The organism is Rugosimonospora acidiphila (assembly GCF_039543385.1).
Taxonomy (GTDB): Bacteria; Actinomycetota; Actinomycetes; order Mycobacteriales; family Micromonosporaceae; genus Rugosimonospora; species Rugosimonospora acidiphila.
Genome location: NZ_BAABJQ010000059.1, coordinates 1 through 21443 on the forward strand (window position 1 = coordinate 1; position 21443 = coordinate 21443).

Sequence of the window (21443 nt, forward strand, 5' to 3'; positions counted from 1 at the left end):
TCAGCTCGTCCAGGTGAAGGTGCACCTGCCGGAAATGCCGTCCCACCACGTTCCAGTGCGCCTGCTTGGCCCGCAGGTGCAGGTCCGTCAGCTCGACCAGGGTGTCCTGCAGGTCGTTGCCGACCGCGGAGACGTCGATGTCCTTCAGTCCGTTGGCCCGGGTCGGCTTGATGACGTTTCCCTTGGCCGACGACCGTGAGCTCCTCGTTGCCATGGCTGGCCCCCCTTCCAGTTCCCTGCTGAGATAGCCGGTCCGCGAGGTAAGTAAACGTCGGGCTCCGCATGTACACATTGTGCAGTTAGTGGGGGGTATGGCTCGACAGATTGCGCAGACTGACCACCGGATCTCCGGACAGTTGCCCAGGTCGATCGGAGCGGCGATTCTGCGGGCACGCGATCGGCGCACGGACCGAGGCGCGGGACCACGCAGCGAAGGGATCCGGCGATGACGCAGGCCGACATCGACGTTGACGAACTCATCGGCGCCATCGAGCACGACGTGACGGCGGACCCGTTCCCCGTCAAGGGGCTCGACCACCTCTACTTCATGGTGGGCAACGCCAGGCAGGCTGCCCACTACTACTCCACCGCCTTCGGGATGACCTGCGTGGCGGTGCGCGGGCCGGAGCAGGCCGACCGGGCGACCCAGGACGCGGCGGCGTACCAGCACTGTCGTGACTATGTCGAGTACGTGCTCACCAGCGGCTCCGCCCGGTTCGTGATCGCCGGTTCGGTGCGCGCCGGCACCTTCGGCGCCGAGCACCACGCCCGGCACGGCGACGGGATCCTGGACATCGCGCTGGAGGTACCCGACGTCGATGCCGCGTACCGGTACGCGACCGAGCACGGCGCCCGGGGCGTCGAGGAGCCGCACGATCTCTCCGACGGGTACGGGACCGTCCGGCTGGCGGCCATCGCGGCGTACGGCGAGACCCGGCACTCGCTGGTCGACAGGTCCCGGTACGACGGCCCCTTCCTGCCCGGGTTCGTCGCCCGGCCACCGATCGTGGACCGCGGCGCGGCGATCGCGGCCGGCGCGCCCAAGCGGTTCTTCCAGGCGGTCGACCACGTGGTCGGCAACGTGGAGCTGGGCCGGATGGACGAGTGGGTGGAGTTCTACCGGCGTGTGATGGGTTTCACCAATATGGCGGAGTTCGTCGGCGACGACATCGCGACCGAGTACTCGGCGCTGATGAGCAAGGTCGTCGCCAACGGCACCCGGCGGGTGAAGTTCCCGCTCAACGAGCCGGCGATGTCCCGGCGCAAGTCACAGATCGACGAGTACCTGGAGTTCTACGGGGGCCCGGGCGCCCAGCATGTGGCGATCGCCACCAACGACATCCTGGCCAGCGTGGACGCCATGCGGGCGGCCGGGGTCGAGTTCCTGGACACCCCGGACTCCTACTACGAGGACCCGGGGCTGCGCGCCCGGATCGGCACGGTACGGGTGCCGATCGAGCAATTGCAGGCCCGGAAGATCCTGGTGGACCGGGACGAGGACGGGTACCTGCTGCAGATCTTTACGAAACCTCTACAGGATCGACCGACGGTGTTCTTTGAGCTGATCGAGCGGCACGGTTCGCTCGGTTTCGGCAAGGGGAACTTCAAGGCGTTGTTCGAGGCGATCGAGCGGGAACAGGACCGTCGAGGGAACCTGTAACACTTACCGGGTGAACGACATCGCACCGGGCTGGTACAAGGACCCGGCCGAGCCGACCACCCAGCGGTACTGGGACGGCGAGGGCTGGATCGGTGACCCACTGCCGATCGACGCCACTCCCCCCAGCACGCCGCCGGAGGTGGCCTCGCCGGGCACGGTCACCCTGCCGCCGGGGCCGGAGCCGGCCCCGGTCGGGGCACCGGCAGGAGCCGGGACGCCGCCGGAGGCCGGGGCACCGCCCTCGGCCGGCCAGCCGGCGCCGGACGCCGGCACGGCGGCACCCGGCCGGCCGCAGGGCCCTCCCGGTTGGGGGCCTCCGGGCTGGCAGGCGCCCGGTGGCTGGCCGCCCGCCGCCCCGGCACCCGGCCAGCCGGTGCCCCCCGGCTCGTCCGTACCCCCCGGTGCCTTTCCGCCCGGAGCGCCCATTCCGCCCGGTGCGCCGGTCGCCGGCTGGCCGCCCGGAACGCCGGCACCGCCGCCCGGTGCCTGGGGACCCGGCGCCCCGCCGCCGAACGTCCCGCCCGGCATGCCGCCCGGCACCATCCCCTGGCCGCCCGGTGTCCCGCTGCCGCCCGGCTACCGCGTCGCCCTCGGGTACGCGCGGCCCCAGCCGCACGGGCTGCCGGTCGCGGGGCTCGGGCTGCGCTTCCTCGCCCGGCTGATCGACTTCGGCATCGTGCTCGGGCTCAACGTGCTCGCCACCGGCTGGCTGGTCTACCTGTTCATCTCCGACTACGCCCCGCTGGTCAGCGCGCTGGCGCACCAGACCAACTACGACAACCTGCCGGCGGTGCCCGGCCGGGCCAGCGTCCTGGCCTACGTGATCCCGCTGGTCGCGATGGCGGTCTGGCTGGCATACGAGGTGCCGTCCGTCGCGCACAGCGGGCAGACCTTCGGCAAGCGGGTGGTCGGCATCAAGGTCATGCCGCTGGAGAGCGAGGATCCGCTGGGCTTCCGGCGGGCGCTGCGCCGCTGGAGCCCGCTCGGCGTCCCCATGCTGCTGTGGAGCTGCGGGCTCGGCTTCATCCTGCAACTGGTGGACTCGATCTCGCCGGCCATGGGCGGCCCCCTGCAGTTGGCGCTGCACGACCGCTCCGCCGCCACGGTGGTGGTCCGCGTCGGGCGCCGAGGGCACGAACTCACCCCCGTCAAGGCTTCGAAGAAGACCGGAGAACAGTCATGACTCTCGTCCGTGACGACCTTGCCGCGCTGCCCAGCTACGTGCCGGGCCGGTCCCTGCCCGGGACCATCAAGCTCGCCAGCAACGAGGTGCCGTACGGGCCGCTGCCCGGGGTCGTCGAGGCGATCACGGCGGCGGCCAGTAACAGTCACCGGTACCCGGACCTGGGCACCGTCGCGCTGCGCGACGCGCTGGCGGCCCGGTACGGCGTAGACCCGGGGCGCATCGTCACCGGCTGCGGCTCGGTGGCCCTCGCCGAGCACCTGGCCAAGGCGACCTGCGTCGAACGGGGCGACGAGATCATGTACTCCTGGCGCTCGTTCGAGGCGTACCCGATCATCGTGGCGGTCGCCGGGGCCACCGCGCTGCGGGTACCCAACCTGGCCGATCACGGGCACGACCTGCCGGCCATGGCGGCGGCGGTGACCCCGCGCACCCGGATGGTCCTGATCTGCAACCCGAACAACCCGACCGGCACCTCCTTGCGCCGCGCCGAGCTGGACGCGTTCGTCGACGCGGTACCCGAGACAACGCTGGTGGTGATCGACGAGGCGTACCGGGAGTTCGTCACCGACCCCGAGGTGCCGGACGCGCTCGAGCGGTACGCCGACCGGCCCAACGTGGTGGTGCTGCGCACCCTGTCCAAGGCCTGGGGCCTGGCCGGCGCCCGGGTCGGCTTCCTGGTGGCGCAGCCGGGCGTGGCCGACGCGGTGCGCAAGGTGCTCACGCCGTTCTCGACCTCGACCCTGGCCCAGGCCGCGGCGCTCGCGGCGCTGGCCGCGGCCGATGAGGTGGACCGGCGCGTGGCGCTGGTGGTCGCCGAGCGCGACCGGCTCCTGCCGGCGCTCCGCAAGCTGGTGCCGGACGTGCCGGACAGCCAGTCCAACTTCTTCTGGCTGCCGCTGGGCGACCGGTCGGTGGCCTTCGGCGCGGCCTGCGAGGAGCGCGGCGTGGTGGTGCGGTCGTTCCCGGGCGATGGGGTACGGGTGACCGTCGGTACCCCCGCGGAGAACGACGCGTTCCTGCGCGCGGCCGAGACGGCGCTCCCCCCGGCCTGAGGGTGGGCCCGGGTTCGCCCGGGCCCGCTCAGCTTCCGGCGACGATGACGTTCGGGGTCGGGAAGTAGTACGCGCTGTCGGGCTGGTCCGGGGTGGCGCCGGGGTTGACCCGCTCGATGAACAGGAACCGGTCCACCGCGTACACCTGCCCCAGGTCGAACGGCTGGCTCGCCTGCGGCTTCAACAGGTAGCCGGACAGGCTCTCGCCACTCGTCGCGTCCAGCGTCGTGACCTCCAGGAACCGGAAGCCCGGCACCGGGACGGCGAGGTGCACCACGCCCGGCTCCACCGCGATCACCCGGCCCTCCGCGGTCCAGAGCTGCCGGTTGTCGGTCAGCCCGACGCCGGCCACCTGGCCGTCGCCGTGCGGCACGACCGCGACGTCGCCGGTGACCCAGACACCCGGCCGGGCCAGCACCGGCGCGGGGGTCAGCGCGCCGCCCGTGCCGATCGCCCAGGCGCCCTGCGAGTCGCGTACGCCTTGGCAGCCCGAGTGGCCCAGCGCGCAACCGACCGGCGTGAGGGCCGCCTGCGGCCAGCTCAGTGGGGCGCCCGTGGCCGCGGCGTAGGCGTGCACGGCCGGCTGGCCGCAGGTCGTGACGGACACGAACACGTCGGGGCCGGTGAAGTCGTTCGAGCAGGCGCTCGCCGGCCGCTGCCAGAGCTGCCGGCCGGTCCCCGCGTCGTACCCGCGCACCTGCGTGGCGCCGGCGGCCACCACCGTGCGGCCCGCACTGTAGAGCCGGGAGGGGTCGTAGACGGTCGAGGCCCCGGTGCGCCGGCCGGTGTACACCAGGCCCCCAGGCAGCGTCAGCTTCGCCTGCCACGCCACGGCGCCAGTGGTCGCGTTCAGCGCCACCAGTTCGCCGTCGGACCACTGGGTGACCACGGTGGTGCCGACGGCCACCACCCCGAGCACCTGGGCCGGCCAGCGCCGGTACGACCAGAACGGCGACATGGTCGACTTGATGTTCACCGGATCGTCGGCATAGACCTGCTGCTTGCTGGCGTACACCCGCAGCCGGCCGTCGACCACTATCGGCGCTGCCAGCAGCGTGCCGTAGACCCCCGGCTGCGCCGACGGGGCACTGCGCGGGTAGGCGGTCTCCGCCCGGTCGGCGATGGCGCCCGGCGCCAGGGCCCGGTACCCGGCCACCCCGCCGAGTACCACCAGGACGGCCGCCACCAGGCCGATCATCCGGTAACTGACCCCCGGTTGGCGGCCTGAGTCCATGTGTCTACACCTCCGCCGCAGCAGGCTACCCGACGCTCCTCAGTGTCCGATTCGTGCCGCCGGCCCGCGGCCGACCGGCCATAGGAGGACGCGCCGGGCCCGGCGGCCCGGTTGACAGGGCGCCGAACCGCGCGGAATCTACGAGTAGCGGACAATTTTGTCCGATTATCGGACCCAACGATCATCGGACGACGGGTTTCGGACGGCAGGAGGCTGCTGAACATGCCCTACTACCGGCGAGTCGGCGAGATCCCACCCAAGCGGCACACCCAGTTCCGGCAGCCCGACGGCGGGCTGTACGCGGAGGAGCTGATGGGCCAGGAGGGCTTCTCCTCCGACTCCTCGCTGCTGTACCACCGGCACCTGCCGACGGCCATCGTGGCGGCCGACCCGTTCGACCCCCCGGCCTGGCCGTCGGCCGGCAACCGCCCGCTCAAGCCGCGGCACCTGCGCACCCACAAGCTCGACGCCGGCGGCGGCGACCCGGTCCTGGGCCGGGCGCACCTGCTGACCAACGAGGACGTGCGGCTGTCCTACGTGGTCGCCGACCGGCCGTCCCCGCTGTACCGGGACGCCATCGGCGACCAGTGCCTGTACGTCGAGGCGGGCCGGGCGCGCGTCGAGTCCGTGATGGGCACGCTGGAGGTCGGCGAGGGCGACTACGTGATCATCCCTACCTCGGTCACCCACCGGATCGTGCCGGACGGGCGGGTGCGGATGCTGGTCATCGAGGCGACCGGTCACATCGGGCCACCCCGGCGGTATTTGTCGACCCGCGGCCAGTTTCTGGAGGCGTCGCCGTACTGCGAGCGGGACCTGCGCGGCCCGGACGAGCCCCTGTACGACGACGCCACCGACGTCGAGGTGTACGTGCGGCACCGGCGCGGCTGGACCCGGTACGTCTACGCCAACCACCCGTTCGACGTGGTGGGCTGGGACGGCTGCCTGTACCCGTGGGCGCTGTCCATCCACGACTTCGAACCGATCACCGGCCGCGTGCACCAGCCGCCGCCGGTGCACCAGACCTTCGAGGGGCCGGGCTTCGTGATCTGTTCGTTCGTGCCCCGCAAGGTGGACTACCACCCGCTGGCGATCCCGGTCCCGTACAACCACCACAACGTGGACTCCGACGAGGTGCTGTTCTACACCGGCGGCAACTACGAGGCCCGGCGGGGATCCGGTATCGAGCAGGGCTCGATCTCGCTGCATCCCGGCGGGTTCACCCACGGCCCGCAGCCGGGCGCCGCCGAGCGGGCGATCGGGGTGGAGTACTTCGACGAACTGGCCGTGATGGTGGACACCTTCCGGCCGCTGGACCTGTGCGAGCCGGCGCTGGCCTGCGAGGACACCGGGTACGCCTGGACCTGGGCGGGCCGGAACCGCTGAGCCGCCCAGCCGGGCGTGGCGTCACCCAGGCAGAACGAGCGCCACCGCGACGGCGGCCAGCCCCTCGCCCCGCCCGGTCATGCCCAGCCCGTCGGTGGTCGTGCCGGACACCGCGACCGGGGCGCCGATCGCCTCGCCCAGCGCGGACTGCGCCTCGGCGCGCCGGGGGCCGATCTTGGGTGCCACCCCGATCACCTGGATTGACACGTTGCCGATGGCGAAGCCCGCTTCGCGGACCAGGCGGGCGGTCTCGGTGAGCAGTGCCACGCCCGAGGCCCCGGCCCACTCCGGGCGATCGACGCCGAAGTTGGCACCCAGGTCCCCGAGCCCGGCCGCGGACAGCAGCGCGTCGCAGGCCGCGTGCGCGGCCACGTCGCCGTCCGAGTGCCCGGCCAGCCCGTCGACGCCGGGCCACAGCAGCCCCGCCACCCAGCACGGCCGGTCGGCGGAGAAGGCGTGCACGTCGGTGCCGACACCGACCCGGGGAACGATCACGAGGCGAGGGTACGCGCGAGCAGCGCTTCGGCGATCACAAGGTCTACGGGCCGGGTGATCTTCATGGCCGCCTCGTCGCCGGGTACGCAGTGCACGGTGATCCCCAGCTTCTCCACCATGCCGGCGTCGTCGGTGTGCTCGTCCACCGCCGCCGCGTGCGCCGCCGCCAGCACCCGGCGGCGGAAACCCTGCGGCGTCTGGACGGCCCGCAGCACGGACCGGTCGACCGTGCCGACCACGGCCCCGGAGGCGGACACCTCTTTGATCGTGTCGACCACCGGCAGCACCGGGATCACCGCGTCATGGCCGCCCCGGACGGCCTCGGCCACCTCGACGATCAGGCTCGGCGGCGTGAGCGCGCGGGCCGCGTCGTGCACAAGGATGATCTCGAAATTCGCGGGTACCGCGGCCAGCGCGGCCGACACGGAGTGCTGGCGGGTCGCGCCGCCGGCCACCACGGTGGCCGTGGCCACCCCGGAGAGCAGTTCGCGGACCGCCTCGACCTCGCTGGGCGGCGCCGCGACCACGACGCAACCGACCCCGGCCGCGGCCACCCGCCGCACCGCGTGAACCAGGAGGGGCTCGCCCGACAGCAGTCGTAGCGCCTTGGGCCCGCCGGGGCCCAGCCGCACGCCAAGACCCGCCGCAGGCACAAGGACCGCGACGTCACCGCGCAGATCTGGGCGCGCGGTCACGTCGCGGTCCTTCGCAGCTGAATTCGATCTCGGGCCGGTCAGGCCTCGGTGAGAACCTTGTCGAGGAGCATCTCGGCCTCGTCCTTGGTGCTCTTCTCGGCAAGTGCCACCTCGCCGACCAGAATGTCACGGGCCTTGGCGAGCATTCGCTTCTCGCCCGCGGAGAGCCCACGCTCCCGTTCCCGCCGCCAGAGATCACGCACGACCTCGGCCACCTTCAGCGGGTTACCGGACGCCAGTTTCTCCAAGTTTGCCTTGTAACGCCGAGACCAGTTGGTCGGTTCCTCGGTGTGCGGGGCCCGGAGGACGTCGAAGACCTTGGTGAGGCCCTCCTCGCCCACGACCTCACGAACACCCACGATCTCGGCATTCTCGGCTGGGACACGCACCGTCAGGTCACCCTGTGCAACCCTCAGGACGAGGTACTGCTTTTCCTCGCCCCTGATGACCCGAGTCTCGATTGCCTCGATGAGTGCGGCCCCGTGGTGGGGGTAAACAACGGTCTCGCCGACACTGAAAACCATAGGTTCGAAACCCCTTTCGCTGTGTCCAGGGTAACACGGCATCGCCCGCCCGGCCCAGTCCGGGGGTGAGCATTAGCGCTGGTCAGGGTGGTTGTGAGACCGGTTTCTCCAGCTTGACACGGCCAGTCATCCATGCATCATCACGCAACGTAATCATGCTGTGACCAGCACGAACACTGATCCACCACATGTCCGGACATAGGAGAGAGTAAGTGCGGCGGTCCGCGGGTAGGAAAGTATGGCCCGCACTCTGGCGCGTCGCCGGTCGGATACGGGAAAGTTAACAGTAGGGCCGAGGAGACTAGCCATGGGCACCCTGCGCGGGGACAACGGCGGCGAACGACCGCACGATGGCAGCGGCGTGCCAGGTCTCCCCCCAGAATGGGGCGCTATCGTCATTCCGGACGATGCCGCCGAACTCGATCACGAGGCAGCCGCGCTGCGGCGCGAATGGCGCCGCACCGCCCGGCGCAGCCGGTGGCGCAAGCGTCTCCGACTGCCCCCCAAGCCCAAGAAGCTGAGTGGGGACACCTCACCCACGCTGGGCATTCCGTTGCTGATCATGACGGTCGCCATCATCGCGACGCTGACCAGCCTGTTCGCGCTCGCCTGGCCGAGCCGGTCGACCCACAACGGCACCGCCGGCGCGGCGCCCGCCTCAGGCAGCTCCGCCCTTCCCGACGTGACCCTGCTCGACGGGTCCAACAAGGCGGTCCAGCTGCGGGAAAACCTACCGGCGGTCATCCTGCTGGTCGACGGCTGCGACTGCGGCCGCCTGATCTCCGCGGCCTCCACCGCGGCTCCGGCCTCGGTGACGGTGCTGGCCGTCGGGCGCACCGCGCCGCCGCTGCCAAGCCCGCTGCTCGGCCACCGGATTCGAGCCGTCGCCGACCCGAACAGCGTGCTGCGGTCGAGATACGCGAGCTCCACGACGGTGGACGGCGTGGTTGCCGTACTGGTGGGTAGCACCGGCAAGATCGATCGCACCATCCAGCCGGTCAGGACGGTCGCCGACTTCCGGACCTACCTGACCCACCTCGGCTGAACCGTCCGTACCAGAACTCGGCCCGGCGTTCGGACCGTTCCGGCCCCCAGGGCTCGCCTGGGGGCCTGTCGGGGCGTGGCGCCGGTCAGGGGACGGCGCGCAGCAGGGTGGCGTAGAGCGTGAGGCCCGGCCCGAAGGCCATGGCCAGCACGTTTCGCGGCGCCGCCGCGCGCAGCGAGTCCACGATCATCAGCACCGTCGGGGACGAGCAGTTGCCGTGCTCAGCCAGTACCCGCCGGGACGGCGCCATCGCCTCCTCGCCCAGCCCCAGCCGCTTGCCGACCACGTCCAGGATGCGGGGTCCGCCCGGGTGCACCGCCCAGCCGTCCACGTCGTCCCGGTGCAGCCCCTGCCGGGCCAGCAGCCCGTCCACGAGCGGCTCGACGTGCAGATCCAGCACATCCGGCACCCGGGGGGACAGCCCCATGCGGAAGCCCAGATCGGTGACGTCCCAGGTCATGTGGTCGGCCGTGGCCGCGTCCGTCAGCGAGTCGACGGCCATCACCTCGTACCCGGGGCCGTCCGGCAGCACCACCACGGCGGCCGCCGCGTCGGAGAACAGCGAGTGCGCCACGATCTGATCCGCGTCCGCGCTGGGTGGCTGGGCGTGCAGGCTGGTCAACTCCAGGCACAGCAGCACCGCCGGCCGGCCCCGGGAGCGCACGAAGTCGGTCACCACGCCCAGGCCGGGCAGCGCCGCGTAACAGCCCATGTGCCCGATGAACAGCCGCTGCGTGTCCGGTGACATGCCGAGGTCCCGGGCGAGCAGGATGTCCAGCCCGGGGGTCACGTATCCGGTACACGAGCAGACCGCGAACAGCCCGATCTCGGAGGCCGCGAGGCCGGCGCCGTCCAGCGCGTCGGCCACCGCCGACTTACCCAGCGGTAGCGCCTCGGTCAGGTACCGCTGCATCCGCTTGGCCGTCGACCAGCCGGTCACGTCCTCGATCGCCGGGTTGATCACGCCGTGCCGGCGCTCGACGCCCGAGTTGCGGAACAGCCGGGCCGCCAGCGCCCGCTGGACGCCCGAGTAATGGTGCGAGAAGAAGCCCGACCACAGCTCGTCCTGGGTCTGCACGGTCGGGTGCGCGATGCCCGCGCCGGCGATGACTACCATCTCGGCGCCGATCCGTCCGAGTCCGGGTCGCCGCCCAGCGCCGCGATGCCCAGCCAGTCGGCGCACACGTCCGACGTGGCCGGCTGCAGCGAGCCGCAGCGGGCGTCCCGGTACAGCCGCTCCAGCGGGTTGCCGCGCCGGGTCGCGGAGGTACCCGCCGCTTCCAGCATGGACGCGGCGACCTCGGCGGCGGTCGTACCGGCCAGCAGCTTGGCGCGCCACACCCAGCGGTTGGTGTCCTGGCCACCCGGGTCGCTGTCGACCATTCGGGCGGCCTGCTCGACGGCCAGCCTGGCCGCGGCCACGGCGGCGTCGGCGCGACCGAGCCGGGACCGTACCCACGGCAGCTCGGCCACCCCCCGGCCGCTCACATGCGCCACGCAGGCCTCGATAGCGGACTGGGCTACGCCGACGTACACGGCGGCGTAGCTGGCCACCAGCCAGTGCGGCATGAGCTGGGCGAACCACAGCGCCAGCCCCTCCACCCCGCCGAGCAGGCTGGTCCGCGGGATCCGGACGTCCAGGTGCAGGTCGTGCGAGCAGGTCGCGCGCATGCCGAGCGAGTCCCAGGTCTCCTCGATCCGGATGCCGGGGCTGGTGGCCGGCACCAGGAACTGGGACACCGTCTGCGGGTCGTCGGAGCTGCGGGCGGCGACCAGATACGCGTCCGCCTGCCCGGACCCGGAGACGAAGGACTTCGTCCCCTTGATCAGGTAGTCGTCGCCGTCCCGGACGTACTCCGTCGACAGCTTGGACAGCCGCGAACCGGCGCCGCGCTCACTCATCGCCACCGCGTAGAAGGCGCCCCGCGCCGCGGCCTTCAAGATCTCGTCCCGGGCCGCGAAGAACTCGTCCGGTACGCCCAGCGAGCGGGCCATCTCCTCGGGAATGCCGGCCAGCGCACCGGTGACGGAGGCGTGCATGTTGAACACCAGCGCGGTCGCGCCGTTGCCCCTGGCCAGCTCGAACGCGACGGACGCGTAGTCGGTGAAACCGGCGCCGAACCCACCGAGGTGCGCCGGAACCATGAGGCCGAAGAGTCCCTCGGCGCGCAGGTCGGCGAAGTCGTCGACCGGGAACGCACCGTCCCGGTCGTATCCCGCGGCCCGGCCGGCGAAGCGCGGCGCCAACCGCCGCGCCGCCGCCAACGGGTCACCCATTCTTGACCCCCCGCCCCTGGTAGAGCACTGCCTTCGACCAGGTCGGCACCATGGTCACCTCTCCTCTACGGGTGGCCAGCCGGCGAACCAGCCCGCTCACGGATGGCCGGATGCCCCTGACCCCAAGCACTACCCCGTGCCGGGCGCACTCACTCCTCAGCACGCGCACGGCGACGAAGAGGTTCGGATCATGGATGCCGCGCGGGGCCGCGCCCGGGATGCGCTCCGCGATGGTGACCGCGATCAGCCGGGCCGCCAGGGTCGCGTTGAGGGTGTCCAGTACCAGCAGGCCGCCCGGCCGCAGCAGGCGGCACGCCTCGGCCACCGCGCCGCGCAGGTCGACCACATGTTCGAGCAGCTCACCGGCGCTGACCACGTCCGCACAGCCGTCCCCCAGGGGCACCGCGGTGGCATCGCCTCGCACCGGCCGCACGCCGTGCTCGCGGGCCTGCTCCAGGGCCGAGGTGACGAGATCCACTCCGATGTGCCGGTAACCCTTCCCGGCCACGTGCGGCGCCAGCAGCCCGGCACCGCAGCCGAGATCCACCAGAATCGCGTCCGGCCTGGTGGCCGGTGGGATCAGCCGGGCCCGGGCGGCAGCGAGCCAGTGCAACATCGCGAAGGCGCCGTCGGGGCGCCACCACTCGCCCGCCAGGGCGTCGTACTGCGCCACGTCATTCCGCCGCACCCTGGTTAGCCTGACATGAAACGGCGAGATCCGACAGTGTTCACGCCGTGGGCGGCCTCACCCGGGTACGACACCGAACGCGTCGGGTGCCCGCCCGCGCCACCATCGGGCTCGGCCGCGCCCCGGTTGGCGAGGCGTCGGCCTGCGGCGGATCGGAAAGGGGGCGAGTGTGCGAGGCCTTGTGCGTGCCTGCCATCCGGAGCCCACCGCCGCCGTGACGATCGTCGCCGCGCTGCTGGCGATCGTGGTAGGGCGCTCGGCGGGCGCGGTGGCCGCGATCACCGTCGCGGTGCTGGCCAGCCAGCTCGCCGTCGGCTGGACCAACGACTGGCTGGACGCCGGGCGCGACGCCGAGACCGGGCGCCAGGACAAGCCGATCCCCCGGGGCGAGGTCTCCCGCCGTACCGTGGGCGTCGGCGCCGTGATCGCCGCCGTGGCGACGGTGCCGCTGGCCCTGCTCTCCGGCCCGGTACCGGGCGTGTACCTGATCGTGGGCATGATCTGCGGCCTGCTGTACGACTGGCCGCTGAAGTTCACCCCGGCCTCACCGGCGCCGTACGTGGTCGCCTTCGGCGCGCTGGCCGCGTTCGTCGCGGGTACCCGGTTCTGGTGGCTGATCGTGGCCGCCGCGCTGCTCGGCGGCGGGGCGCACTTCGTCAACGTCCTGCCGGATCTGGAGGACGACCTCCGCTCCGGGGTACGCGGGCTGCCGCATCGCATCGGGCCCACCGCCTCGTGGGCGGCCGGCGGAACGCTGCTGGTGGCGGCCACCGCCGCGCTGGTCTTCGGGCCGGCCGGGGCGCCGTCCTGGCCGGGCCTGGCGGTGCTGGCCGCGGCCGTGGTGGTGCTGCCCACCGGCTGGTACCTGTCCCGCCGTCCCGGCTCCCGGGCGGCCTTCCGATCGGTTCTCGTGGTGGCGCTCGCGGACGTCATCCTGCTGCTCGTGTCAGGCACGACCGGCTGAAGAGGCCGGGTGCCCGCCAGAGCCGGAATCATGGCCACTACGCTGTACCGCGTTGCACTTTTCCGCGTTGCCGTCTGCAGGAGGAGCGTCGTGACCCGCTCGCATCGCCGGCGCCTGGTCGTACCGGCCGTCGCGGCAGCACTGGCGCTGCCGACCGGGCTGCTCGCCGCGTGCAGCAGCGGCCAGCTGGCCGAGACCTCGTTGATCGCGCCCGCCGTTCCCGGCGCGCAGGCCAGCGTCACGACCGGTACGCCCGACGAAACCATCCAGATCTCGAACGCGACCGTCGACTTCAACGGCCCGCAGGGGTACCAGTCCGGCGACAACGCGCCACTGTCGGTGTGGATCTTCAACAACACGCCGCAGGACATCACGCTCACCGGCGTGCAGAGCGCGTCCGGCCAGGTGCTGATCTCGGACGGTGCCGCCCCCGGCATCCCCAGCGTCTGCCAGAACTCGCCCCAGCCGATCCAGCCGAACCCGTCGACCGGCGCCCCGACCGTGGGCGTGGCCCCGTCGGTGGGCGCCTCGGGCGGGATCAGCCCGGCGGGGCCGACCGGCACTCCGTCGAACAACAGCGTGGTGCAGCCCACCAGCTCCGCGCAGGAGTCCGCCTCCGCCAACCCGACGGACTCCTCCTCCGCGCTCCCGTCGACGAGCGCGTCCGCCGCGGCCGCGGTGACCGGCTCGGCGCAGATCAACGTCACGATCAAGTCGGACGGCTGCGTGGCGCTGACCAAGAGCAGCAGCCAGTTCCTGCAGGTCGCCAACCTGTCCGGACCGGTGCGGGCGGGGATGACGATCCAGACCATCTTCATCTTCCAACAGGGCGGCCGGCAGTTCACCATCGGTAGCGCGAACAACCCGCTCCAGCTCCCGGTGAACACCCCGAGCAGCCCGGACCAGCGCGCCCCCGCCGCCGCACCGGCCGCCACCGAGTAGGCGCCAACCGCGACATCCACGGCCCCGGCCGGGCACGATTTCCGTCGTGCCGGTCGGGGTTTGTCGTACCCGTCGGTTAGCGTGCGGCGGTGAACGAAAGATCGGCGAAGCCCCGGACCCCACGGGCCGCCCCCCGCGCGGCGCGGGCGGCCTACGAGTGCGACGCGTGCGGCCACCGGCCGCCCAAGTGGGTCGGCCGGTGCCCGGAGTGCGGCGAGTGGGGTTCGATCATCGACTCCACCGGCGGCGCGGGCCTGCCGGCCAGCCTGCGCGCGGTCAGCGCGCGGGCACCGCTGCAGCCGGCCCGGCCGATCGCCGAGATCAGCGCGGAACCCGCCCGATTCCGGCCGACCGGCGTTCCCGAGCTGGACCGGGTGCTCGGTGGCGGTCTGGTGCCCGGCGCCGTGGTGCTGCTGGCCGGCGAGCCGGGGGTGGGCAAGTCCACACTGCTGCTCGACGTCGCACAGCAGTGGGCCGCCGGCTCCGGCCTCCCGCCGGGATCGGCCGCCTCGACCTGCCTGGTGATCTCGGGTGAGGAGTCGACCAGCCAGGTGCGGCTGCGCGCCGAGCGGCTCGGCGCCCTGCACGAGCGGCTCTATCTGGCCGCCGAGACCGACCTGGAGGCGATCCTCGGCCACCTGGACGCGGTCAAGCCCGGGCTGCTGATCATCGACTCGGTGCAGACCATCTCCGCGCCCGGCACGGACGGGGTGCCCGGCGGGGTGACCCAGGTCCGGGCGGTCACCGCGGCGCTGGTCTCCATCGCCAAGGACCGTGGCATCGCCACCGTGCTGGTAGGCCACGTCACCAAGGACGGGCAGGTGGCCGGCCCACGCGTGCTGGAGCACCTGGTCGACGTGGTGCTCCAGTTCGAGGGGGACAAGCACTCCTCGCTGCGGATGGTGCGCGGCCTGAAGAACCGGTTCGGGGCGGCCGACGAGGTGGGCTGCTTCGAGATGCACGAGGGCGGGATCAGCAGCCTGCCCGACCCGAGCGGGCTGTTCCTCACCCGGTACGCGGAGCCGACCCCGGGCGCCTGCGTGACCGTCGCGATGGAGGGCCGACGCGCCCTGGTGACCGAGGTGCAGGCGCTGATCGGCGCGCAGGTGGCCGGCTCGCCGAGGCGCACGGTGTCCGGGCTCGACTCGGCCCGGCTGGCCATGGTGCTGGCGGTGCTCCAGCGGCGCACGGAGACCAGGCTGCACGACCGGGAGGTGTTCGCCGCGACCGTGGGCGGTATCCGGGTGCTCGAGCCGGCGGTGGACCTGGCGATGGCGCTGGCCGTGGCGTCCGCCACGCACGACCTGCCGCTGGCCGCCGATCTGGTGGCGATCGGCGAGGTGGGGCTCACCGGCGAGGTGCGCCGGGTGGGCGCCGTACCGCGCCGGCTCGCCGAGGCCGCCCGGCTGGGCTTCCGGCGGGCCATCGTCCCGGCCGGATGTGGGCCCGCCGCAACCGGTTCGACCCCCGAGGGCATGAAGGTCCGCGAGGTCGGCGACGTGCGCGCGGCCGTGCAACTGGCGGCACGGGCCTCGGCGGAAGCCGCATCCGGTGAGCAATGACGCACACCACAACGTCACGGGGTGGATAGTCATCCGTAGAATGTGCGGGTGCCGATCGACCGTGACGCCACCCGGATCAACAGCGCCGGGCCCAACCGGGCCAGCGCTGGTCTGACGCTGCGGCCCGGCGGTGGTGGGGTGACCCCGTGGGCGGGCGGCGCCAACACCGATCCGCTGCGGGCCAATTTGGCGCTGATGGCGCCCGGTACCGCCCTGCGCGACGGGCTCGAACGCATCCTGCGTGGCCGGACCGGCGCGCTCATCGTGCTCGGCTACGACCGGACCGTGGACTCGATCTGCACCGGTGGTTTCGTCCTGGACGTCGAGTTCTCCTCCACCCGGCTGCGCGAGCTGTGCAAGATGGACGGTGCCGTGGTGCTGTCCAGCGACGGCACCCGGATCGTCCGGGCCGGCGTGCACCTGATGCCCGACTCGTCGATCCCGTCCGAGGAGACCGGCACCCGGCACCGCACCGCCGAGCGGGTCGCCAAGCAGACCGGGTACCCGGTCATCTCGGTGAGCCAGTCGATGCACATCATCGGCCTGTACGTGAACGGTCAGCGGCACGTGCTGGACGACTCGGGTGCCATCCTGTCCCGGGCCAATCAGGCGCTGGCCACGCTGGAGCGGTACAAGCTGCGGCTCGACGAGGTCTCCGGGGCGCTGTCGGCGCTGGAGATCGAGGACCTGGTCACGGTGCGGGACGCGGTGGCCGTGGTGCAGCGGCTCGAGATGGTCCGGCGGATCGCCGACGAGATCGCCGGCTACGTGGTTGAGCTGGGTACCGATGGCCGGCTGCTGGCCCTCCAGCTCGAGGAGCTGATGGCCGGCGTGGACGCCGACCGCACCCTGGTGATCCGCGACTATCTGCCGCAGGGGCGGCGGGGCCGCCTGATCGACGAGGCGCTGGAGGAGCTCGACGCGCTGTCCGCGACGGACCTGATCGATCTGGTACTGGTCGGCCGGGCGCTGGGCTACCCGGCGGCCTCCGACGCGCTGGACGCGGCCGTGTCACCGCGCGGGTTCCGGCTGCTGGCGAAGGTGCCGCGGCTGCCCGGCCCGATCGTCGACCGGCTGGTCGACCACTTCGGCTCGCTTCAGCGGCTGCTCGGCGCGACGGTGGAGGACCTGCAGGCGGTGGACGGCGTCGGTGACGCCCGCGCCCGCGGGGTGCGGGAGGGGCTGTCCCGGCTGGCCGAGGCGTCGATCCTGGAACGGTACGTCTAACCCCGACCGCGGGCGCACCCGCGGCTCGCCTCGCGCCGGGCTACGGGGCTCTCAGCTGCCCCACCGCGGCGCTCAGCTGCCCACCGGGGCTTCAGCTGCCCACCGGGGCGTCGGGCTTCACGGTGAAGCCGACCGGGCTGCTCGTCTTGCTGCCGAGCTTCGCCACCACCTGGTACCCGCCCGGTGCGAGCTTGGCGCCTTTGCCGCAGCCCGGCCGGTCGCCGTACCCGTCCCAGGGCAGCCAGAACGAGTCCTCGATGTTGGCGCCGAAGCTCCGCACGTCGGTGGCCGCGCCGCCGTTCGGGCAGTAGTCCGAGGACCACAGCACGTGCCCGGCGGTATCGGTGATGTGCAGCTCCTGCGGGCCGGACCCGACGTCACGCTTGCAGGTGCGGGTGGAGACGTTCTTGATCTTCAGGGTCAGCTGGTACGGGTAGTTGCCGCCCCGGATCGCCTGGATGACCGGGGTGAGTTGGATCTCGGCGTCGGTACACAGCGACGGGTCGGTACCCGCGCCGGCCGTGGCCTGGCCGGAACCCGCCCCGGAGCCGGTAGTTGTCGCGGCCCCCGTCGCGGTGGGATTCGCCGTGGGGTTCGCCGCGCCGCCCGAACCGGCGCCCGCCGAGCCGTCGCCGCCCGAGCCGTCACCGCCCGAACCGCTCCCGCCCGAACCGTTCCCACCCAGGATCGGGGGCTCGACGCTGCTGCTGGGCGACGGCGACGACGTCGCCGACGAACTGGCCAGTCCCTGACGGGACTTGCTCGCGCCGCTCGAGCCTCCGCACATGGAGACCAGGAGGATGACAAGCAGCAACACCACGCCCAACACGAGGGCACGGCGCCGCCAATAGACGGCCGGGGGCAGCGGGCCAACCGTCAGGTTCATGATTCGCTTACGCTATCGGTAGAGCGGAAGGGGTTCACGGCGACGCGCCGCCGCGCAGTCAGAGATACACCTTGCGCGCGAAGATCGCGTTCGGGCCCGGTACCCGGTCGAGGAAGAGTAGCCCCGCGCAGTGGTCGATCTCGTGCTGGAAGGCCCGAGCCTCGAACGCGTCGGTGGTCAGCGTCAGCTCCTCGCCCGAGCCCGGTAGGGTGCCGCGGACCACCAGGTGCCCGGCGCGCTTGACGTCACCGGTCAGGTCCGGGACCGACATGCAGCCCTCCCGGCCCTTCTGCCACCGGGTGGCCTCGACGATCTCGGCGTTGCACAGCACCACCGTGCCGTGGCAGGTCTTGGCGCGCGGGTGGCCGGTCACGTCCACCACGAACACGTGGGCCCCGACCCCGATCTGCGGCGCGGCGAGGCCCACGCAGCCGGGCGACACCCGCATGGTGGCGATCAGGTCGGCGGCCAGCGCGACGGTCTCCGGGTCGGCCGGATCGACGCGGTCACCGGGGCGGGACAGCACCGGGTCGGGCGCTGCGACCACGGGCCTTACCTTGCCCGCGTCGGGCACCGGTTCGAGCGGTGCGGTCACAGGACGTCCGCGTCACCCGAACGCAGGCTGACCTCGACGCCGAGCCGGTCCGCGACCTCGTCCAGTTTGGACAGCACGTCGTCGAAGTCCACGCCGGAGGGCACGTCGATCTCGGCGGAGAGCAGGTACAGCGTGCCGGACAGCCGGGTGGTCAGATCCGTCACGTTTCCACCGACCTCGGCCAGCACACCGGTCACGGCGGCCACGATACCCAGCCGATCGGCGCCATGAACGAGCAGCGTGTAGGGCGCGCCGCCACTGCCGGCGGGCGGACCGGGCGGCACCACGTTGACCGTGGCCAGCAGGCCGCCGTCGACAGTCAGCGGCGACAGCGCGGACAGCACGTCCGACTCCTCGACCGCCCCGACGCAGATCAGCGTCATGGCGAAGTGGCCCCGCAGGAGCGTCATGGTCGAATCGGTCAGGTTGAGTCCGAGCTGGGACAGCGCCGTGGACACGTCGGCGATGATGCCGGGCCTGTCCCGACCGACGACCGTGATCGCGAGTTCGTTCACCCGGGTAGTCTGACAAACCCAACGCCGCCGGGGATACCCACAACCGGACCGTGTTGGCTCGGGATGGCAGGCTGTCTCTCCGTGGATCCGGCGACTAGCGAGCTGGCGGGCACCGAGCCGACCGGCACCGACCTGGGCAGCACCGACCTGGCGAGCACCGACCTGGGCAGCACCGACCTGGCGAGTACCGCGACGGCCTGGTTCGACGAGAACGCGCGGGACCTGCCGTGGCGGCACCCCTCGGCCGGCGCCTGGGGAGTGCTGGTCAGCGAGATCATGTTGCAGCAGACACCGGTCGCCCGGGTCGAGCCGGCGTGGCGGTCCTGGATGGCCCGCTGGCCCGACCCCGCCTCGCTGGCCGCCGACACGGCCGCCGAGGCGATCCGGGCCTGGGGCCGGCTCGGGTACCCACGCCGGGCGCTGCGGCTGCACGCGTGCGCACAGGCCATCGTCGAGCAGCACGGTGGCGTGGTGCCCGCCCGGCTGGAGGAGCTGCTCGCCCTGCCCGGCATCGGCACGTACACGGCCCGGGCGGTGGCCGCGTTCGCGTACGGGCAGCGCCAGCCGGTGGTGGACACGAACGTACGGCGGCTGATCGCCCGTGCGGTGGCGGGGCGCGCGGATGCCGGGCCGGCCACCACCGTCGCCGACCTCGACGCCGTCGAGGCCCTCCTGCCGGCGTCCGACCGGCTCGCCGCCCGGGCGAGTGCCGCGTTCATGGAGCTCGGCGCCCTGATCTGCACCGCCCGGAGCCCACGGTGCCACGAGTGTCCATTCTGGAGCGTGTGCGCCTGGCGGCTGACCGGGAGCCCGGCCCCCACCGGGCCGACCCGCCGGCCCCAGCGGTACGCGGGCACCGACCGCCAGGTACGCGGCCTGCTGCTGGCCGTGCTCCGGGAGGAGTCCGGGCCGGTACCGGCGGCCCGGCTGGACCTCGTCTGGCCGGAGCAGGCCCAGCGGGCCCGTGCCCTGGCCGGGCTGGTCGAGGACGGCCTGGTGGTGCCGGTCTCCGGTCATCGGTTCGCGCTGGCCGGCGAGGAGGCCGGACAGCACCCGTGACCGGCCGATGGCCCGAGCGGGCACTCGCATGAAAAGCCACTAATTCGACTAGTCGGTCATGATTGGTCCAAATCAGTCAATACAATGCCGCAATGCGACTGACCCGGACGATCGTGATACTCGCCGTCTTTACCCTGTTGCTACTCGTGGGGTGCGCCACCCCGCGAGCCGTACGCCTGGCGAGTCACGGCGCGAGTCCCGGGGCGTCGAGCCCGGCCGCCGTCCCATCCGGATCCGCCGTCCCCACATCGCCCAGCGCCGCATCGGCCAGCGCCGCATCGCCCGACTACGCACCGCCCGAACCGGCCTCGCTCGAACCGGCCTCGCCCGGGCCGAGCGCCTCCGGTGCCGGCACGTCCGGCGTCGGCCTTGCCGAAGTCGGCCCGTTCGGCGCGGCCCCGACCGACCCGGCCCCTACCGACCCGGCGCTGGCCGATCCGGCGCTGGCCTCGTTCCTGGCTCAGCTGCCGCGGTTTGCACCGCCCCCGCCACCCCGGCCGGTGGCGGTGCCGGTCGGGCCCGCGGTGCCGATCTACACCCGGCTCCCCGTCGACCAGCCGGTGGCGTTCCTGACCATGGACGACGGCTGGACGCAGCTGCCCGAGGCCATCCCGCTGATGCGGGCGGCGCACATCCCGTTCACCATGTTCCTGATAGCGCCGGTCGCGGCGGGCAGCCCGGCCTTCTTCGATCAACTGAGGTCTGCGGGCGGAGTGGTCGAGGACCACACGATCAACCACCCGGAGCTGCGCGGCAGGGCTTATGCGTCCCAGCGAGACGAGATCTGCGGCGCCAGGGATTCGCTGGTACGGACCTTCGGCACGGGGCCGAGCCTGTTCCGGCCCCCGTACGGCGACTACGACAGCACCACGCTGCGGGTGGCGCATGACTGCGGACTCAGGGTCGCGGTCGACTGGTCCGAGACGGTGGACTCCGGGACGATCCGCTACCAGACGAACGATCACCGGATCCGGCCCGGCGACATCATTCTGATGCATTTCCGGCCGGCCTTCGTCCGTGACGTGATCGCCGCCCTCACCGCGATCCACGACGCCGGGCTGACCCCGGCGCTGCTGGAGAGCTATCTGTCCTGAGCCGCCGGGCCCCCGGCGGCGAGCCGCTCGATCCGGGATACGCGACCGGCCCCGGACCGTGAGGTCCGGGGCCGGTCGTTGCTAGCTTTGGATGGTTATCCGTTGACGGTCACTCGTCCGAGCCGGCGGCCGCGGCGGTGCCGAGGTCGGCGGGAACGGTCTCGGGGACCTCGGCGGGCCGGTCCGCGCCGCGGAAGACCAGCTTCGAGGTCTCCACGTTCTCCGGATCGCCCTCGCAGTCCACGACCACGATCTGACCCGCCTTCAACTCGTTGAACAGGATCCGCTCCGACAACGAGTCCTCGATCTCACGCTGAATCGTGCGGCGCAACGGACGGGCACCCATCACCGGGTCCC

Annotated in this window: 21 protein-coding genes and 2 pseudogenes; 11 read left to right on the top strand and 12 right to left on the bottom strand. The window is 72.4% G+C overall.

All coding sequences use genetic code 11. From position 1 onward, the window contains the following. Positions 1 to 214 (bottom strand): annotated as a pseudogene (locus ABEA87_RS41615) (hypothetical protein); the annotation flags it as partial. 231 nt (positions 215 to 445) lie between these two features. On the opposite strand from ABEA87_RS41615, the gene hppD reads away from it, so the two are divergent. Genes hppD through hisC form a run of 3 tightly spaced genes read left to right on the top strand, consistent with a single transcriptional unit; the run spans position 446 to position 3898 of the window. Beyond that, on the top strand, positions 446 to 1660 hold the full coding sequence (hppD, locus tag ABEA87_RS41620) for a 4-hydroxyphenylpyruvate dioxygenase (protein WP_345639308.1): 1215 nt from the start codon (positions 446 to 448) through the stop codon (positions 1658 to 1660). A gap of 10 nt (positions 1661 to 1670) precedes the next feature. Continuing rightward, positions 1671 to 2843: an RDD family protein gene (locus ABEA87_RS41625; RefSeq protein WP_345639310.1), complete on the top strand. Its 1173-nt coding sequence runs from the start codon at positions 1671 to 1673 to the stop codon at positions 2841 to 2843. Further along, on the top strand, positions 2840 to 3898 hold the full coding sequence (gene hisC, locus ABEA87_RS41630) for a histidinol-phosphate transaminase (RefSeq protein ID WP_345639312.1): 1059 nt from the start codon (positions 2840 to 2842) through the stop codon (positions 3896 to 3898). The genes ABEA87_RS41625 and hisC overlap by 4 nt, the downstream gene beginning before the upstream one ends. Before the next feature lie 28 nt (positions 3899 to 3926). Here the strand turns inward: hisC and ABEA87_RS41635 are convergent, their stop codons facing one another. Further along, positions 3927 to 5132 (bottom strand): outer membrane protein assembly factor BamB family protein, encoded by a 1206-nt coding sequence (locus ABEA87_RS41635; protein ID WP_345639313.1) that lies wholly within the window; start codon positions 5130 to 5132, stop codon positions 3927 to 3929. A gap of 222 nt (positions 5133 to 5354) precedes the next feature. Here ABEA87_RS41635 and ABEA87_RS41640 point away from each other — a divergent pair, with 222 nt between their 5' ends. Then, entirely contained in the window at positions 5355 to 6518 is a 1164-nt protein-coding gene (locus ABEA87_RS41640) for a homogentisate 1,2-dioxygenase (RefSeq protein ID WP_345639314.1), read from the top strand. A 21-nt stretch (positions 6519 to 6539) separates the two neighbouring features. Here ABEA87_RS41640 and ispF read toward each other — a convergent pair whose 3' ends face one another. Genes ispF through ABEA87_RS41655 form a run of 3 tightly spaced genes read right to left on the bottom strand, consistent with a single transcriptional unit; the run spans position 6540 to position 8232 of the window. Beyond that, positions 6540 to 7013, bottom strand: coding sequence for a 2-C-methyl-D-erythritol 2,4-cyclodiphosphate synthase (gene ispF, locus ABEA87_RS41645; RefSeq protein WP_345639315.1), 474 nt, complete (start codon positions 7011 to 7013; stop codon positions 6540 to 6542). Further along, entirely contained in the window at positions 7010 to 7708 is a 699-nt protein-coding gene (gene ispD / locus ABEA87_RS41650) for a 2-C-methyl-D-erythritol 4-phosphate cytidylyltransferase (protein ID WP_345639316.1), read from the bottom strand. The genes ispF and ispD overlap by 4 nt, the downstream gene beginning before the upstream one ends. Before the next feature lie 38 nt (positions 7709 to 7746). Next, entirely contained in the window at positions 7747 to 8232 is a 486-nt protein-coding gene (locus tag ABEA87_RS41655; RefSeq protein WP_203924533.1) for a CarD family transcriptional regulator, read from the bottom strand. Between the two features lie 307 nt (positions 8233 to 8539). Between ABEA87_RS41655 and ABEA87_RS41660 the strand changes: the two genes are divergently transcribed. Beyond that, positions 8540 to 9277, top strand: coding sequence for a hypothetical protein (locus ABEA87_RS41660; protein WP_345639318.1), 738 nt, complete (start codon positions 8540 to 8542; stop codon positions 9275 to 9277). 85 nt (positions 9278 to 9362) lie between these two features. Here the strand turns inward: ABEA87_RS41660 and ABEA87_RS41665 are convergent, their stop codons facing one another. Genes ABEA87_RS41665 through ABEA87_RS41675 form a run of 3 tightly spaced genes read right to left on the bottom strand, consistent with a single transcriptional unit; the run spans position 9363 to position 12242 of the window. After that, complete coding sequence (locus ABEA87_RS41665) at positions 9363 to 10394, bottom strand: type III polyketide synthase (protein ID WP_425571048.1); 1032 nt, start codon at positions 10392 to 10394, stop codon at positions 9363 to 9365. Continuing rightward, a complete protein-coding gene (locus ABEA87_RS41670) occupies positions 10388 to 11554 on the bottom strand; it encodes an acyl-CoA dehydrogenase family protein (protein ID WP_345639319.1) in 1167 nt (388 codons plus the stop codon). The genes ABEA87_RS41665 and ABEA87_RS41670 overlap by 7 nt, the downstream gene beginning before the upstream one ends. After that, a complete protein-coding gene (locus tag ABEA87_RS41675; RefSeq protein WP_345639320.1) occupies positions 11547 to 12242 on the bottom strand; it encodes a methyltransferase domain-containing protein in 696 nt (231 codons plus the stop codon). Before ABEA87_RS41675 ends, ABEA87_RS41670 begins: the two co-directional genes overlap by 8 nt. 169 nt (positions 12243 to 12411) lie before the next feature. Here ABEA87_RS41675 and ABEA87_RS41680 point away from each other — a divergent pair, with 169 nt between their 5' ends. From ABEA87_RS41680 to disA, 4 genes are all read left to right on the top strand, one after another. After that, positions 12412 to 13206: a UbiA family prenyltransferase gene (locus ABEA87_RS41680; RefSeq protein WP_345639321.1), complete on the top strand. Its 795-nt coding sequence runs from the start codon at positions 12412 to 12414 to the stop codon at positions 13204 to 13206. Between the two features lie 90 nt (positions 13207 to 13296). After that, positions 13297 to 14148 carry a hypothetical protein gene (locus ABEA87_RS41685; RefSeq protein WP_345639322.1) on the top strand — a complete coding sequence of 284 codons (852 nt, stop codon included), beginning with the start codon at positions 13297 to 13299 and terminating at the stop codon, positions 14146 to 14148. Between the two features lie 89 nt (positions 14149 to 14237). Further along, entirely contained in the window at positions 14238 to 15710 is a 1473-nt protein-coding gene (gene radA, locus ABEA87_RS41690; protein ID WP_345639323.1) for a DNA repair protein RadA, read from the top strand. Between the two features lie 48 nt (positions 15711 to 15758). Further along, entirely contained in the window at positions 15759 to 16937 is a 1179-nt protein-coding gene (disA, locus tag ABEA87_RS41695; protein ID WP_345639324.1) for a DNA integrity scanning diadenylate cyclase DisA, read from the top strand. A 91-nt stretch (positions 16938 to 17028) separates the two neighbouring features. Here the strand turns inward: disA and ABEA87_RS41700 are convergent, their stop codons facing one another. From ABEA87_RS41700 to ABEA87_RS41710, 3 genes are read right to left on the bottom strand one after another with little or no spacing between them, the layout of a single operon-like run. Further along, positions 17029 to 17823, bottom strand: coding sequence for a hypothetical protein (locus ABEA87_RS41700; protein WP_345639325.1), 795 nt, complete (start codon positions 17821 to 17823; stop codon positions 17029 to 17031). A 58-nt stretch (positions 17824 to 17881) separates the two neighbouring features. Beyond that, complete coding sequence (locus tag ABEA87_RS41705) at positions 17882 to 18418, bottom strand: peptide deformylase (RefSeq protein ID WP_345639326.1); 537 nt, start codon at positions 18416 to 18418, stop codon at positions 17882 to 17884. Further along, positions 18415 to 18933, bottom strand: coding sequence for a glycine cleavage system transcriptional repressor (locus tag ABEA87_RS41710; RefSeq protein WP_345639327.1), 519 nt, complete (start codon positions 18931 to 18933; stop codon positions 18415 to 18417). Before ABEA87_RS41710 ends, ABEA87_RS41705 begins: the two co-directional genes overlap by 4 nt. Before the next feature lie 162 nt (positions 18934 to 19095). Here ABEA87_RS41710 and ABEA87_RS41715 point away from each other — a divergent pair, with 162 nt between their 5' ends. Both ABEA87_RS41715 and ABEA87_RS41720 read left to right on the top strand, forming a co-directional pair. After that, positions 19096 to 19992, top strand: coding sequence for an A/G-specific adenine glycosylase (locus tag ABEA87_RS41715; RefSeq protein ID WP_345639330.1), 897 nt, complete (start codon positions 19096 to 19098; stop codon positions 19990 to 19992). A 92-nt stretch (positions 19993 to 20084) separates the two neighbouring features. Continuing rightward, positions 20085 to 21086 carry a polysaccharide deacetylase family protein gene (locus ABEA87_RS41720; protein WP_345639328.1) on the top strand — a complete coding sequence of 334 codons (1002 nt, stop codon included), beginning with the start codon at positions 20085 to 20087 and terminating at the stop codon, positions 21084 to 21086. Between the two features lie 109 nt (positions 21087 to 21195). On the opposite strand, the pseudogene ABEA87_RS41725 reads toward ABEA87_RS41720, so the two are convergent. Next, positions 21196 to 21443 (bottom strand): annotated as a pseudogene (locus ABEA87_RS41725) (ATP-dependent Clp protease ATP-binding subunit ClpC); the annotation flags it as partial.

Excerpts from the sequence above, each read along its gene's own strand:
- hppD (WP_345639308.1), top strand. The coding sequence starts at position 446 with ATGACGCAGGCCGACATCGACGTTGACGAACTCATCGGCGCCATCGAG.
- hisC (WP_345639312.1), top strand. The coding sequence starts at position 2,840 with ATGACTCTCGTCCGTGACGACCTTGCCGCGCTGCCCAGCTACGTGCCG.
- ABEA87_RS41635 (WP_345639313.1), bottom strand. The coding sequence starts at position 5,132 with ATGGACTCAGGCCGCCAACCGGGGGTCAGTTACCGGATGATCGGCCTG.
- ABEA87_RS41640 (WP_345639314.1), top strand. The coding sequence starts at position 5,355 with ATGCCCTACTACCGGCGAGTCGGCGAGATCCCACCCAAGCGGCACACC.
- ABEA87_RS41655 (WP_203924533.1), bottom strand. The coding sequence starts at position 8,232 with ATGGTTTTCAGTGTCGGCGAGACCGTTGTTTACCCCCACCACGGGGCC.
- ABEA87_RS41660 (WP_345639318.1), top strand. The coding sequence starts at position 8,540 with ATGGGCACCCTGCGCGGGGACAACGGCGGCGAACGACCGCACGATGGC.
- ABEA87_RS41665 (WP_425571048.1), bottom strand. The coding sequence starts at position 10,394 with ATGGTAGTCATCGCCGGCGCGGGCATCGCGCACCCGACCGTGCAGACC.
- ABEA87_RS41670 (WP_345639319.1), bottom strand. The coding sequence starts at position 11,554 with ATGGGTGACCCGTTGGCGGCGGCGCGGCGGTTGGCGCCGCGCTTCGCC.
- ABEA87_RS41700 (WP_345639325.1), bottom strand. The coding sequence starts at position 17,823 with ATGAACCTGACGGTTGGCCCGCTGCCCCCGGCCGTCTATTGGCGGCGC.
- ABEA87_RS41720 (WP_345639328.1), top strand. The coding sequence starts at position 20,085 with ATGCGACTGACCCGGACGATCGTGATACTCGCCGTCTTTACCCTGTTG.